This is a genomic window from Mesorhizobium sp. B2-3-4 (assembly GCF_006442315.1).
Classification (GTDB): Bacteria; Pseudomonadota; Alphaproteobacteria; order Rhizobiales; family Rhizobiaceae; genus Mesorhizobium.
Genome location: NZ_VFVY01000013.1, coordinates 74,861 through 88,523, shown reverse-complemented (window position 1 = coordinate 88,523; position 13,663 = coordinate 74,861). Strand labels below are relative to the sequence as shown.

Genomic DNA, 13,663 nt, shown 5'->3' with positions numbered 1-13,663 from the left:
CCATATGGGACGAGCCGGCCTGAGCCAGAAACTGGTCGTCGAGACCGCAGCCGAGATCGTCGACCGGCAGGGCCTCACCGCCTTGACGATGGCCGCGCTGGCGAAGGCGCTCGGCATGGCGCTGCCAAGTCTCTATACTCACGTGCGCAGCCTCGACCATCTGCGCAGCGAATTGGCGCTTGTCGCGGAGGAAGGCCTCGCAAGGCTGATGGGTGAAGCGATCCAGGGTTATGCCGGCCGGCACGCGCTCGCCGCACTGGCGCTCGCTTACAGGACCTATGCCGTTCGCCATGCGGGCCGCTATGCGGCGGCCATGCTGATCAAACCCGAGCTCAACGACCCCCGCCACGCCGAAGCGGACGAGAAATGCGTGCGCATCCTTCATGGCGCGCTGCGCGGCTATGGGCTCGAAGAGCCGGCCCTGGCCGATGCCGCCCGCTTCCTGCGCGCCGGGCTGCACGGCTTTGCCAGCCTCGAGGCACAGGGCGGCTTCGCCCAGGGCCGGGATGTCGAGCAATCGTTCCAGGCTTTCCTGGCCGCCACCGACAGGGCACTGTCAACCTGGCCCAGATGATCGGCCAAGGTGACCGTGCCAAGGTGACAGGCCCTGGCTGATCCGGCTCGGCGACGCTTGCGATCACATCCATATCTCGGTGATGTGATCACCGCTCGCTTGTGCCGCCGAAGCCATCAAGCATAAAAGCTGACTGCTCTGCACAAGTTTTGACCCACCCCCCGGAGGCCATGATCCCAGCGGATGCGACCTCCAATAGCCTTGTCGTCGGCGCGGCTGGACAAACGATGCTGGTACCGTTCCTGATCATGTTCCGCGAAGGCGTCGAGGCGGCGCTCATCGTCGGCATCATCGCCAGCTACCTCCACCGCACCGGCCGTGGCGCCTGGATGCCGGTGGTATGGATCGGCATTTTTCTCGCGCTCGCCTTCTCGCTCGGCGTCGGCGCCGTCCTGCAGTTCGCCAGCGTCGAGTTCCCGCAGAAGGCGCAGGAGCTTTTCGAGGCCGCGATCGGCCTCGTCGCTGTCTGCGTCCTGACCTCGATGGTGTTCTGGATGCGCAAGGCGGCGCGTTCGATCAAGGCGGAGCTGCACAATTCCATCGACGCCGCCTTCGAGACGCCGACACGCAAGGGACTCGGCCTGATCTTCATGGTCTTCCTGGCCGTGGCGCGCGAAGGCGTCGAATCCGTCTTCTTCCTGCTCGCCGCCTTCCAGCAGGAAAATGCCTATGCGCCGCTGGCCGCGCTGGCCGGCGTGCTCCTGGCTGCCGTGGTCGGCTACGCCATCTATGCCGGCGCCGTGCGGCTCAATTTCAGGCGTTTCTTCCGCTGGACCGGCGCCTTCATCCTGGTCGTCGCGGCCGGCCTGATCGCAAACTCGGTCAATGCGCTGCACGAGGCCGGCCTGTGGAACCATTTCCAGGCGGTCGTCTTCGATATTTCCGGCGTGCTGCCGGCCGACAGCCCGCTGGGATCGGTGCTGTCGGGCATATTCGGTTACATCGACGCGCCAACGGTCAGCGAAATCGCCGTCTATCTCGGCTTCCTGCTGCCCGCTTTGTATCTCTTCCTGGCCGACCGGCCGGCGGCGGATTCACGTCACGCATCCGGGCGGCGGGCAGCATGAGCGCCCCTTCGCACGCTCCCGCGCTGCCGCGCGCGGCGGTCCGCGCGGGCCTCGCGCTGTCGCTGGCCTTGCTGCTGATGGCGGCAGCCGCCTTCTACTATGCCACGCTGGCCGCCCAGAGAGGCCGCCGGGACGCGGGCTCCGCGACGACAGTGGCGATCACCGCCCGGGGCTGTGAACCGACCGAACTGACGGTCACCGCCGGCCGCAATGTCTTCCAGATCGAAAACCGGTCCGAGCGCGCGGTCGAGTGGGAAATCCTCGACGGAGTGATGGTGGTCGAGGAGCGCGAGAACATCGCGCCGGGCTTCCCGCAGACGCTGGCGACGAGGCTCGAACCGGGCGACTACGCCGTCACCTGCGGCTTGCTTTCCAACCCGCGCGGCACGTTGCACGTGCTGCCGGCGGCGAATGCGGGCCTCGCAAAGAAACCTGATCTCGCCGCCTTCATCGGCGCGCTCGCCGAGTACAAGGTGTTTCTGGCGACCAAGGCCGATGCCTTCGTCCGGGCGGCGAACGCCCTCGCCGGCGCGGTGAAGGCGGGCGACCTGGCGGCGGCAAGGACCCTCTATACCGCGACCGGGACCGCCTATGCGCAGATCGCGCCGGTGTCGCCGCTGTTTTCGGACCTGGACGCTGCAATCGACGCCCGCGCCGACGCGTTCGGCCAGCGCGAGGCAGATCCCGCTTTCGGCGGCCTGCACCGCCTCGAATACGGTCTCTTCAGCCAGGACGGCACCGCCGGTCTGGCGCCGGTCGCCGACAAACTCGTGGCCGACGCGGCCTTGCTCAAGGCGCGCGTCCACGATCTGCGCATCATGCCGCAGAGCATGGCCAGCGGCTCGGCGGCGATCCTGCAGCGGCTTGCTGCGCCCGGTCCGGGCTTCGGCGACAGCCCCTATGCGCATGGTGATCTATCCTCCTTCGAGGCGGCGGTGACAGGCGTCCGCAAGGTCTTCGACCTGCTGCGGCCCATGGCGGCCAAGACCGCACCGGACATCGTCGCGGCGCTCGACAGGGATTTCACGGTGCTTGGCGACATGATTGCAAGGCGCCGCGCCGAAGCCTCCGACGCGCTCTCCGACGCTGCCAAGGCCGAGTTCGGCAAGGCAGCCACCGTGCTTGCCGCTGACTTTTCCAGACTGCGCGAAACCATGGACCTCAGCCAATGACAGCCAGGGACAAAGAGCCCAACGCCGCCTTCTCGCCCTCGCGCCGGTCGGTGCTGATCGGTGCCGTCGCCGGCGCGCTTGCCCCGCAGGCGGCGGTGGCCGCAGCCAAGGGCAGCGTCACCAACGCGCCGGAGAGCGACCGAACCGACCAGCGCCAGCCTTTCCATGGCGAGCACCAGCCAGGCATCGTCACGCCCAGACCGGCCGCCGGCCTCGTCGCTTCCTTCGACGTGCTGGCCCAGAACCGCGCAGGCCTGCAGCGGCTGTTGAAGACGCTGACCGAGCGCACCGCCTTCCTGATGCAAGGCGGCACGCCGCCCGAACTCGATCCGAGATTTCCGGCCGCCGATTCCGGCATTCTGGGTCCCGTGGTGATACCGGACAATCTGACCATCACCACGTCGATCGGCGCCTCGCTGTTCGACGAACGCTTCGGCCTGCAGGCTTTCAGGCCCAAACACCTCACGCGGATGACCTCGTTCTCCAACGACGCGCTGGAGGAAGAGCTTTGCCACGGCGATCTGTTGCTGCAGTTCTCTTCGAACACGCCCGACACCAACATCCATGCGCTGCGCGACATCGTGAAGAACACGCCTGACACGCTGCTGCTGCGCTGGAAGCAGGAAGGCTCCGTGCCGGTGCGGCCAGCCGATCCGGGCAAGCCCAAGCAAAGCGCGCGCAACTTCCTCGGTTTTCGCGATGGTTCGGCCAATCCCGATTCCACCGATGCCGAGCTGATGAAGCGGATCGTGTGGGTGCAACCAGGCGGCGGCGAACCCGGCTGGACGTCGGGCGGCTCCTACCAGGTGGTGCGGCTGATCCGCAATTTCGTCGAGCGCTGGGACCGCACGCCGCTGCAGGAGCAGCAGACCATCATCGGCCGTCACAAGCCCAGCGGCGCGCCGCTCGACGGCGGCACGAGCGAGGCCGATGTTCCTCATTTCGCCAATGATCCGCAAGGCAAGACCACGCCGCTCGACGCCCATATCCGGCTTGCCAATCCGCGCGACGCCGAGGCCCAAAAACACCTGATCCTGCGGCGGCCCTTCAACTATTCGAACGGCGTCAGCAAATCCAACCAGATGGACATGGGCCTGCTGTTCATCTGCTACCAGGCCGACCTCGAACAGGGCTTCGTCGCCGTGCAGACCCGCCTCAATGGCGAGGCGCTGGAGGAATACATCAAGCCTTTCGGCGGCGGTTATTTCTTCGCGCTGCCGGGCGTGAAGGACGAGCAGGACTATCTCGGCCGCCCGCTCATCGACATGGCCGCCGCGACGCATGCCTGAACCCCGAACCAGCCTTAAAATGAGAGGATATTCAATGAGAACCCATCGCCTGCTTGCCGCCTCCGCGATCGCCCTGCTGGCCGGCCTCGCGCCGGCCCGTGCCGCCGTCTCGCCCCTCGATCTCGTCCAGCCTATCGCCGACTACAAGATCTACGTCCAGGGCAAGATCGACACGCTGGTGACCTCGACCAAGGCATTCACCGACGCGGTCAAGGCCGGCGATCTCGCCAAGGCCAGGGCGCTCTATGCGCCGGCCCGCGTCAATTACGAGACGATCGAGCCGGTCGCGGAGCTGTTCTCCGACCTCGACGGCGCCATCGATTCGCGTGCCGACGACCATGAGCAGAAGGAAAAGTCGGCTGACTTCTACGGCTTCCACCGCATCGAATACGGCCTGTTCAGCCAGAACACGACGGATGGGCTGAGCTCGCTCGCCGACAAGCTCGACGCCGATGTGCTCGATCTGCAAAAGCGCGTCGCGGGTCTGACCGTGCCACCGGAAAAAGCCATCGACGGCGCCGCCGGCCTGCTCGAGGAAGTGGCCTCCAGCAAGATCTCGGGCGAAGAGGATCGCTACAGCCATACCGATCTCTGGGACTTCCAGGCCAATATCGACGGCGCCCAGAAGATCGTCGCGCTGGTGCATCCGCTGGTCGAGAAGGAAAACCCCACGCTGATCAAGACCGTGGACGATAATTTCGCCACCGTCGACGCCATCCTGGCGAAGTACAAGACGTCGGATGGTTTCGAGACCTACGACAAGCTCTCGGACGCCGACCGCAAGGCGCTCGCCGGCCCGGTGACGGCGCTGGCGGAAGATCTGTCGAAGCTCAGGGGTACGCTGGGGTTGAACTGAGGTTTTCAAAAGAGCCGCGATCCCTTGAGGCTCTCTTTGCCAATCAGGCAGATGCTGGCGCCGCCCCTCATCTGCCTGCCGGCATCTTCTCCCCGTAAACGGGGAGAAGGGACTTGTCGCTTACTGCTTTCGCCAATCTTCCGTGTAGCAGGAATGGCGCCGGCGTTGCTGACAGCCTCTTTCTCCCCGTTTACGGGGAGAAATGCCCGGCAGGGCAATGAAGGGCAGCGCCGACCACCAGCAATTGATCGACACGTTGCGGGATGCCGCGCTTCCTAGCCCTTCGCCTTCAGCTCCAACCTGCGCCTATGCAGCACCGGCTCGGTATAGCCATTCGGCTGGCTCGTGCCCTTGAACACCAGGTCGCAAGCGGCCTGGAAGGCGATGGACCTGTCGAAGTCCGCGGCCATGGGATGGTAGAGCGGATCGCCGACATTCTGCAGATCGACGATCGCCGCCATGCGCTGCAGGGAATCGCGCACCTGGATTTCCGTGCACACTTTGTGGCGCAGCCAGTTGGCGATGTGCTGCGAAGAGATGCGCAGCGTGGCGCGGTCCTCCATCAGGCCGACATCGTTGATATCAGGCACTTTCGAGCAGCCGACGCCCTGGTCGATCCAGCGCACGACATAGCCCAGGATGCCTTGCGAATTGTTGTCGAGTTCACGCTGGATCTCGTCGGGCGTCCAGTTCGGCCGCACGGCGACGGGCACCGACAGGATATCGTCGAGCTTCGCCTTCGGCCGGCTCTTCAGCGCCGCCTGGACGGCATGGACATCGACCTTGTGATAGTGCGTGGCGTGGAGCGTGGCGGCCGTCGGCGACGGCACCCAGGCGGTGTTGGCGCCGGCCTTCGGGTGGGCGATCTTCTGTTCCAGCATGGCCGCCATCAGGTCCGGCATCGCCCACATGCCCTTGCCGATCTGGGCGTGGCCGGCGAGCCCGCATTCGAGCCCGGTGTCGACATTCCAGGCCTCGTAGGCGGATATCCAGGCGGCCTGCTTCATGTCGCCCTTGCGGATCATCGGGCCGGCTTCCATCGAGGTGTGAATCTCGTCGCCGGTGCGGTCGAGGAAGCCGGTATTGATGAACACGACGCGTTCTTTTGCGGCGCGGATCGCTTCCTTGAGGTTGATCGTGGTGCGCCGCTCCTCGTCCATGATGCCCATCTTGATGGTGTTCGCGGCCATGCCGAGCAAGGCTTCGACCCGGTCGAAAATCTCGACGGCGAAGGCGACCTCCTCCGGTCCATGCATCTTCGGCTTCACCACATACATCGAGCCGGCGCGGGAGTTGGCGCGGCGACCGTTCGGGCCGACATCGTGCAGCGCGATCAGCGCGGTGACCGCCGCATCCATGATGCCTTCCGGCACCTCGTTGCCGTCGCGGTCCGTAACCGCCGGATTGGTCATGAGGTGGCCGACATTCCTGACCAGCATCAGCGAGCGGCCAGGCACGGTGAGCTGGCCGCCGGCCGCCGCGGTATAGACGCGGTCGGCGTTGAGCTTGCGGACAAAGGTCTTGCCGCCCTTGCTGATCTCTTCGGCGAGGTCGCCCTTCATCAGGCCGAGCCAGTTGCGGTAGACGACGACCTTGTCCTCGGCATCCACCGCGGCGACCGAATCCTCGCAATCCTGGATGGTGGTCAGCGCCGATTCCAGGATGACATCGGCAATGCCAGCCGGGTCGGTACGGCCGATCTGGTTGGCGCGGTCGATCAGGATCTCGACGTGCAGCCCGTTCTTCACCAGGAGCACGGCTTCGGGGTTGGCGGCGCCGCCGCGATAGCCGGCGAATTGTCTGGGGTCGGCCAGCGTGGTGCCGCCGGCCCCGGCGCCGAGCCTCAGCGCGCCGTTGGCCACCGACAGGCCGTTGACGCCAGCCCATTTGCCCGAGGTGAGCGGTACCGACTGGTCGAGGAAATCCTTGGCCCAGGCAATCACCCTGGCGCCGCGCACGGGGTTGAACCCCTTGCCCTTCTGCGCGCCCTCCGTTTCGGGAATGGCATCGGTGCCATAGAGCGCATCGTAGAGCGAGCCCCAGCGGGCGTTGGCGGCGTTGAGCGCATAGCGCGCATTCATGACAGGCACGACCAGCTGCGGCCCGGCGACGACGGCGATTTCGGGATCGACATTCTGCGTCGAGACGCTGAAGGCCGGCCCTTCCGGCACGAGATAGCCGATCTCCTTCAGGAAGGTCCGGTAGGCGTCCATGTCGATGGGCGCGCCATTGTCGCGATACCAGCCGTCGAGCTTTTCCTGCAAGGCGTCGCGCTTTTTGAGCAGCGCCCGGTTCTTCGGGGCGAGATCATGGACGATGGCCGAAAAGCCGTTCCAGAACTGCGCCGCTTCGACGCCGGTGCCGGGCAAGGCTTCGTTGACGACGAAGTCATGCAGTTCGCGGGCAATCCGCAATCCGGCGATCTCGACGCGATCGGTCATCAGGCTGTCTCCAGATGAAAGGCTTTGCGGGGCGTTTGGCATGTTGGGGTTGCAGGGTCAATTCGGCTTAAGGTGAAGGTGGCGTATTTAGGCAAGTTGGCGGAGCTGCGTCCTTCTCCCCGTTCCACGGGGAGAACATGGCGGCAGCCAGATGAGGGGCGGCGCGGCGTTTCGCAAAGTGGCGGTGGCGAAATGACATTGGCTGGCGCTGCCCCTCATCCGCCCTTCGGGCACCTTCTCCCCGTGAACGGGGAGAAGGCAAGGGTGCGCTACACCGCGATCCTCGGCCTGCCGGAGGCCACCGCCACGACATGCGCCTCGATGAACATGCGCTGCGCTTCCACCGTGGAAACCTTGAACTCGGTGGCAATCTCGATCTCGGCGCTGTCGGTGCCGGCGTCCCTGGCGCGCTCGGCGACAATCGCCCGCACATCGGCCTCGGCGGCCGCGATCGCCGCCGCCTCGTCGAGGAAGTCGCGCACCGTTTCTCCGGAAGCCAGGCGAAACAGACCCTCCTTGGGCTGGCTGACACGCGCCTCGGCCGAGACGCGGACCTGGCCGACGACAGCGCCGAGCGCGTTGGCGACGTCGGTATCCCCGGGCACCACGCAGTCATTGCCGACCAACGGCGCGAGGCTGGCATAATGCAGCGGCGCCGAAGCGCCGAGCCCGATGACCGGCCGGTCGAGCGCGACGGTGAGGCGGGCGATGCCCGGATGGGCGTCGACGGCGCGCTGCACCAGCGCGTGCGCCACGGTTGCGGCACCATCGAGCCCGTCCTCGGCAAAGGCGGTTTCTAGGATGTATTCGGCCGACCAGCGGGTCAGCGTCACCAGCACGCGCTCGCAGAGCGCTTCCGGCGAGGCGGCAATCGCCTGGCCACGGCCATCGCGCCGGCGGGAAAACAGTTCGGCGCCAAGACGGGCGGTGGCGGCATCCCAATTCGCCTGCTTGCCCAGCACATGGGCCGCGTCGGACGGGGTGAAGCCGCAGATGTGCACCAGCCCGCGCGAAACCAGCCTGTTGAGCGTGGCATTCTGGGCATTCGAGGTCAGCAGCCGGTCGAGAGGCAGCGGTTTTGCGCCGATCGTCTCATAGAGCTTGGCCTCGGGCGCGGTGAGCCCCGCGGCGAGCCGGTCCGGCACGCCGGTGCGGACCGCGAAGCGGCCATCCATGCGGCCGGTGTTGGGCGCGCGCAACTGGCGTTCGAGTTCCAGCGTCACCGCTTCGCCATGCGCCATGCCCGCCAGCGCCAGCGGCACCAGGCGGCGCGGTCCGAGCAGGATTTTCGGGTCGAGCGCGCCATCCTCCAGCGTCACCTCGGAATCGCCGCCGAGGCCGAAGGTGCGCATCGCCACCGCCTCGACCATGGTGCGGAAGCCACCGACCGTGGCGCCTTCCGGATCGAGCCGGGGCCGGCCGCCATCGAGCACGGCGACGTCAGTCGTGGTGCCGCCAATGTCGGAGACCACGGCATTGTCGAGCCCGGTCATGTGGCGGGCGCCGACCAGGCTGGCGGCGGGGCCCGAAAGGATCGTCTCGATCGGCCGCTGGCGGGCGAACGCAGCCGAAACCAGCGCGCCATCGCCGCGCACCACCATCAGTGGAGCCGCTATGTCGCGGGCCTGAAGAAAGCCCTCGGTCGCCGCCACCAGCCGGTCGATCATCGAGATCAGGCGGGCATTGAGCAGCGTGGTGAGCGCCCGGCGCGGGCCGCCGAGCTTGGCCGACAGTTCGTGGCTGGCGGTAACCGGCAGGCCGGTCCTGTCGCGGATCAGCTCGCGGGCGGCGATTTCGTGCGCCGGGTTGCGGGTGGCGAAATAGGCGCAGACGGCAAAGCCGGACACCGAGGCGCCGAGTTCCGGCAGCATCGCCTCCAGCCCGGACAGATCGAGCTTTGCCGCATTGCCGTGCACATCATGGCCGCCCGCGCAGAAGACCACCGGATCGGTGCCGAGTGCCGTCTTCAAGCCATCGCGGGCAAGATCGCCCTCGGAAAAGCCGATCATGACCAGCGCCACGCGTCCGCCCTGGCCCTCGACCAAAGCGTTGGTGGCGAGCGTCGTCGACATCGAGACCAGTTTGATGGCGGCCGGGTCGGTGCCGGCCTTTTCGAGCACCGCATCGACGGCGCCCGAAATGCCGACGGCAAGATCATGCCGTGTGGTCAGCGCCTTGGCCTTGGCCAGGACCTTGCCCTTGTTCGGCCCCTGCTGGGGACCTTCGGTCTCGGACCACAGCACGGCATCGGTGTAGGTGCCACCGGTGTCGATACCGAGGAAGAGAGGTTTTGGCTTGGTCTTGGCGGTCATTTGGGGGCGGTGGTCCGGCAAAGGGTTTGGGTGCCTGCCCTTAGCCGATACAGGCTCGCGGATAAAGTCGGGAGAGATGGGCCAGGGGAGGCTGTTGGCGCTGGGAGACGCCGGCACGAGGCCCCCCTGGATTATCCCACGAACCCCACCCGCTTATGGCTGCCATCGCAGAACGGCTTGTTGGCCGAATGGCCGCAGCGGCACAAAAACACCTTCGTGGTGCGGTCGACCGTGTGGCCGGTGCCGGTGACGATCTCGGTATTGCCTTCGAGCTTGAGCGGGCCGTTGGCGGTCGGCGTTACCTTGAGCGGTCCATTGCGCGCTTCCAGCGCCGGCGTGTCCTTCAGCGCCGGTTCGCCGGTGGCGGCAAAGCCGGCCTTGATGTGACTGTTGTCGCAGAACGGCTTGTTCTGGGACGCGCCACAGCGGCAGAGCGTGGCGCGCAAAAACGTCTCGTCGCCGAGCACGATCTCGGCATGCACCGCCAGCGGGCCGTTTTCGCGCAGCCGCACGGTGTTGACCGCCGGCGGTTTTTCCTGCGGCCCGCCATCCTTGCGGACATAGGTGATGGCGCCGGAGGGGCAGTTCTCGGCCAGCGCGACGACCTTCTCGACACTGGCCGCCTCGGGATGGATCCACTCGCCCGGTGCGTTGGGCACGAAGACATGCGGATCGCCGAGCACGCAATTGCGCGAATGGATGCAGCGCTTGCCGGAGAAACCAACGTCGATTTTCTCGCCCTCGACCGTGCCTGCCATTGCCGTGCTCCTGTTTGCCTGGAGCGCGCCGCGCCTGAATGGACAGGCCGGCGCGCTTTGGGTATCTGGCAGGCTATGGCTCGAAGGGGAAAACCGTCAAGCTGGCAAACCGGTCAGGGGACCAGATTGATCTCCTCGGTCTCGCCGCCGCTGCAGGTGTAGCAGCAATCCTCGCATTTCTCCTTGTTGCCGGGGCCGACACCCCAATAGGTGCCCTCGTCGCCGTCGACCCAGGCGCCGTAGCAGATCGATTCGCCCTCATTGCAGGAGATCGGCAACTGCTTGGTCTCGCCGTCGTCGAGATAGAAATCCTTGCCGTTGCCCGGCCAGACATAGTCCCGGTCCTGGCTGTAGAGCTCGACGCGCATGGCGTTGGGATGGCTGTTCTTGATGGCGAAGGTGACGTCGCCGGCCTGCGCGGCGGGCACGAACAGGACGGCAATCGAGATCGCGGCGGCGAGCCGGCGCGCGGACGTGAAAAACATGGAAACCCCCGATATGGAATCGGCCCCCACGGCCGATGGGGGAATCATCGCATGATGGGGGCCGCCACTAAAGGGATGATGCCGGCAATCCCTGACATAATCGCACGCGCGAACCGGCGACCTGTCACGTCAGGCTTCGCGCTATCGTTGCCAGAAGGGCAGTTTGGCGATCTCTTCGTCGACCTGCCGCCTGGTCAGGCCGATATCGTCGATCAGATGGGGATTGGTGTCCGAGATTCGCTTGAGGTCCCAGCGGAAATGCGCCTGACGACGCCAGGCCGCAATGGTGTTTCGCAAATTCGCAAGGCTGTAGCGCCGGCGCGATACCCGGCCCGCGGGAGTTCCCCGGCGCCCCGCCTGATGCGGGGCCGATGCCTGGATGATGGTCATGGCAACCTCCATTTGGTTTGGGGCCCATGGGAGAATGGGCAGCCCGTGATCCGATTGAGGTTGAATTCTGCAGGATACCGACGCTGCCGTAATTAAAGCCTTCCAAATAGTTCCCAAAAGTTCCAAACGGGCTCTAACTCTTTGTTTTGATGCAATTCCCGGGAATGGCCCCAGGCGCTTTTTGCGGCAAACCACCTCACACTTCTTCCGGAATTGCTCTATAGATGCGCCGATGCAGGGAGAGCGCTTCGCCTTTGGTCCATTCGTGCTTGATCCGGGTGCGGGAACGCTGCTTCGGAACGACGATCCCGTGGCGATCGGCTATCGCGGGCTGAAGCTGCTTGCGGCGCTCGTCGGACGGCCTGGCGAAATCCTCGGAAAGGCCGAGCTGATGGACGCGGCGTGGCCAGGCACGGCCGTCGAGGAAGGCAACCTCACCGTCCAGGTCGCGCAACTGCGCAAGCTGCTCGGTCCGCCCGGCATTGCCAGCGACGGGACCAGCGACTGGATCACCACCGTGCCGCGCGTCGGCTATCGCTTCACGGGAGCCGTGGAGCATCTCGACGGCGCCAGGCCGAAACCCTTGCCGCTGCCGGACAAGCCGTCGATAGCGGTGCTGCCCTTCGTCAATTTCAGCAACGATGCCGCGCAAGACGCCTTCTGCGACGGCTTGACCGAAGATTTGATAACCGACCTGTCGCGGATCTCGGGCCTGTTCGTCATCGCGCGCAATTCGACCTTTGCCTACAAGGGGAGAGCGATGGACGTGCGCGAGATCGCCCGGGAACTTGGCGTGCGTTATCTGCTGGAGGGCAGCGCGCGGCGCGAGGCTGGGCGCGTGCGCATCAATGCACAGCTCGTCGACGCGGCGAGCGGCGACCATGTGTGGGCGGAACGCTACGACCGCGGCCTGGACGATATCTTTGCCGTCCAGGACGAGGTGACGGCCAAGATCGTGGAGGCGCTGCTCGGCCGGCTACGCGCGCCGCCGGCACGCAACCGGCCCACCAATCTTGAGGCCTACGACCTGTGCGTGCAGGCGCGCAAGCTGATCGACGGTTCGCCGCAGACGGCGCGCGAAGCGCATCTGATGCTGACGCGCGCGGTTGTGCTTGACCCCGGCTATGCCGAGGCCTATCGCTGGCTAGCCATGAACCACTGGATGGGATGGGTACATTGGGGCGAGCCGGTCGACCCCAATCGCGGCCTGGCCCTGGAGCTGGCGCGCAAGGCGGTGTCGATCGACGGCAACGATGCGGGCTGCCACTGGGTGCTCGGCAATCTGCTTGCCTATGAGCATGATTTCGCCAGGGCGGACGCCGAATTCGCCAGGGCGTTCGAACTCGACCCCAACGAGGCCGACGCCTGGGCGACATTAGCTGACATAACCACCCTGGCGGGACGGGTCGAGGAGGGCCTGGAGCAGATCCGCAAGGCTTTCCGGCTGAACCCGTTTCCGGCGAGCTGGTACTATCTGACGCTCGGCCAGGCGCAATATGCGGCGCGCGACTATCAGGGCGCCATCGAGACGCTGCGCCGGGACGAGACCTACCGCACGAGCTCCCGCCGCTTCCTGGCGGCGAGCCTGGCGCAACTCGGCCGGCTCGACGAGGCACGCGCCGAGGTCGAGCTGTTCCTCGTCGGCAATCCGCATTTCACCACCAGCCACTGGGTCTGGACCGAGCCGTTCCGCGACGAGGCGACGCGCGACCATTTCATCGACGGCTTCCGCAAGGCCGGTCTTCCCTAAGGCAATTCCAGGAAAAGTGTGGAACGGTTTTCCCGGGAGAAGCGCGTAGCGCTTCCCCTTGGGAATTGCTCTCGTGACGGGCAAGTACTGTCACGGCACCAGGTCGATGGTTTCGGTCGTGTGTTCCACGCAGGTGAAGCAGCAGGTATCGCAAGGCTGGTCGTTGTCCGGGCCGACGCCGGCCGAAATCTGGTCGTTGCCGTCGACCCAGGCGCCATAGCAGATGCGTTCGCCCTGGTTGCAGGAGATCGGCACCGATTTGCGGGAGCCCGGATCGATCAGGAACACCTTGTCGTTGCCCGGCCAGACGGTTTCGCGGTCGCGGCTGAACAGCTCGACCGCAACCGCCTCCTTGCGCAGGTTCTTGACGAAAAAGGCCATGTCGGCGGCCTCGGCCGAGCCGGCCAGGACCAGTGCCGCCAGCGCCACCATGCGAAACAGCCTCACCGCCGACCTCCCGAGAATCATCGCGGCGCAGATTCGCATGCCCGCCGGGAACTGGGAAGCATGCGGGCCCGCGCCAGCCGATACACGGGCTTCATCGCCTCACCGCAAGACGCCGCCGCGTT

At 65.9% G+C, this 13,663-nt stretch carries 12 protein-coding genes; 6 read left to right on the top strand and 6 right to left on the bottom strand.

What is annotated here, in order from left to right; translation table 11 throughout:
- Positions 1–4: 4 nt before the first annotated feature.
- The 5 genes from FJ967_RS19740 to efeO (FJ967_RS19720) all read left to right on the top strand — a co-directional run bounded on the left by FJ967_RS19740 (position 5) and on the right by efeO (FJ967_RS19720) (position 4,958).
- Complete coding sequence (locus FJ967_RS19740; RefSeq protein ID WP_140733502.1) at positions 5–574, top strand: TetR/AcrR family transcriptional regulator; 570 nt, start codon at positions 5–7, stop codon at positions 572–574.
- Between the two features lie 227 nt (positions 575–801).
- A complete protein-coding gene (gene efeU / locus FJ967_RS19735; RefSeq protein WP_140733584.1) occupies positions 802–1,641 on the top strand; it encodes an iron uptake transporter permease EfeU in 840 nt (279 codons plus the stop codon).
- A complete protein-coding gene (gene efeO / locus FJ967_RS19730; protein WP_140733501.1) occupies positions 1,638–2,813 on the top strand; it encodes an iron uptake system protein EfeO in 1,176 nt (391 codons plus the stop codon). The genes efeU and efeO (FJ967_RS19730) overlap by 4 nt, the downstream gene beginning before the upstream one ends.
- The gene (gene efeB, locus FJ967_RS19725; RefSeq protein WP_140733500.1) at positions 2,810–4,102 is read left to right on the top strand and encodes an iron uptake transporter deferrochelatase/peroxidase subunit; all 1,293 of its coding nucleotides are present in this window, start codon (positions 2,810–2,812) and stop codon (positions 4,100–4,102) included. The genes efeO (FJ967_RS19730) and efeB overlap by 4 nt, the downstream gene beginning before the upstream one ends.
- Positions 4,103–4,136: 34 nt before the next feature.
- Positions 4,137–4,958: an iron uptake system protein EfeO gene (gene efeO / locus FJ967_RS19720; RefSeq protein WP_210243584.1), complete on the top strand. Its 822-nt coding sequence runs from the start codon at positions 4,137–4,139 to the stop codon at positions 4,956–4,958.
- A 275-nt stretch (positions 4,959–5,233) separates the two neighbouring features.
- Here efeO (FJ967_RS19720) and FJ967_RS19715 read toward each other — a convergent pair whose 3' ends face one another.
- From FJ967_RS19715 to FJ967_RS19695, 5 genes are all read right to left on the bottom strand, one after another.
- Positions 5,234–7,399 (bottom strand): malate synthase G, encoded by a 2,166-nt coding sequence (locus FJ967_RS19715; protein WP_140733498.1) that lies wholly within the window; start codon positions 7,397–7,399, stop codon positions 5,234–5,236.
- Positions 7,400–7,668: 269 nt separating this feature from the next.
- Positions 7,669–9,711, bottom strand: coding sequence for a hydantoinase/oxoprolinase family protein (locus FJ967_RS19710; protein ID WP_140733497.1), 2,043 nt, complete (start codon positions 9,709–9,711; stop codon positions 7,669–7,671).
- A gap of 131 nt (positions 9,712–9,842) precedes the next feature.
- On the bottom strand, positions 9,843–10,469 hold the full coding sequence (locus tag FJ967_RS19705; RefSeq protein ID WP_140733496.1) for a CDGSH iron-sulfur domain-containing protein: 627 nt from the start codon (positions 10,467–10,469) through the stop codon (positions 9,843–9,845).
- A 113-nt stretch (positions 10,470–10,582) separates the two neighbouring features.
- Positions 10,583–10,954 carry a hypothetical protein gene (locus FJ967_RS19700; protein WP_140733495.1) on the bottom strand — a complete coding sequence of 124 codons (372 nt, stop codon included), beginning with the start codon at positions 10,952–10,954 and terminating at the stop codon, positions 10,583–10,585.
- Between the two features lie 141 nt (positions 10,955–11,095).
- Positions 11,096–11,344: a DUF1127 domain-containing protein gene (locus tag FJ967_RS19695; RefSeq protein WP_246675318.1), complete on the bottom strand. Its 249-nt coding sequence runs from the start codon at positions 11,342–11,344 to the stop codon at positions 11,096–11,098.
- A gap of 232 nt (positions 11,345–11,576) precedes the next feature.
- Between FJ967_RS19695 and FJ967_RS19690 the strand changes: the two genes are divergently transcribed.
- Complete coding sequence (locus FJ967_RS19690) at positions 11,577–13,094, top strand: winged helix-turn-helix domain-containing tetratricopeptide repeat protein (protein WP_140733493.1); 1,518 nt, start codon at positions 11,577–11,579, stop codon at positions 13,092–13,094.
- A gap of 90 nt (positions 13,095–13,184) precedes the next feature.
- Here FJ967_RS19690 and FJ967_RS19685 read toward each other — a convergent pair whose 3' ends face one another.
- A complete protein-coding gene (locus FJ967_RS19685; protein ID WP_140733492.1) occupies positions 13,185–13,541 on the bottom strand; it encodes a hypothetical protein in 357 nt (118 codons plus the stop codon).
- Positions 13,542–13,663 lie beyond the last annotated feature (122 nt).

Bases quoted from the DNA above. Each gene is read 5' to 3' on its own strand.
- efeO (WP_210243584.1), top strand. From the start codon at position 4,137: ATGAGAACCCATCGCCTGCTTGCCGCCTCCGCGATCGCCCTGCTGGCC.
- FJ967_RS19705 (WP_140733496.1), bottom strand. From the start codon at position 10,469: ATGGCAGGCACGGTCGAGGGCGAGAAAATCGACGTTGGTTTCTCCGGC.
- FJ967_RS19740 (WP_140733502.1), top strand. From the start codon at position 5: ATGGGACGAGCCGGCCTGAGCCAGAAACTGGTCGTCGAGACCGCAGCC.
- FJ967_RS19710 (WP_140733497.1), bottom strand. From the start codon at position 9,711: ATGACCGCCAAGACCAAGCCAAAACCTCTCTTCCTCGGTATCGACACC.
- FJ967_RS19690 (WP_140733493.1), top strand. From the start codon at position 11,577: ATGCAGGGAGAGCGCTTCGCCTTTGGTCCATTCGTGCTTGATCCGGGT.
- FJ967_RS19700 (WP_140733495.1), bottom strand. From the start codon at position 10,954: ATGTTTTTCACGTCCGCGCGCCGGCTCGCCGCCGCGATCTCGATTGCC.
- FJ967_RS19695 (WP_246675318.1), bottom strand. From the start codon at position 11,344: ATGACCATCATCCAGGCATCGGCCCCGCATCAGGCGGGGCGCCGGGGA.
- efeU (WP_140733584.1), top strand. From the start codon at position 802: ATGCTGGTACCGTTCCTGATCATGTTCCGCGAAGGCGTCGAGGCGGCG.
- efeB (WP_140733500.1), top strand. From the start codon at position 2,810: ATGACAGCCAGGGACAAAGAGCCCAACGCCGCCTTCTCGCCCTCGCGC.
- FJ967_RS19715 (WP_140733498.1), bottom strand. From the start codon at position 7,399: ATGACCGATCGCGTCGAGATCGCCGGATTGCGGATTGCCCGCGAACTG.
- efeO (WP_140733501.1), top strand. From the start codon at position 1,638: ATGAGCGCCCCTTCGCACGCTCCCGCGCTGCCGCGCGCGGCGGTCCGC.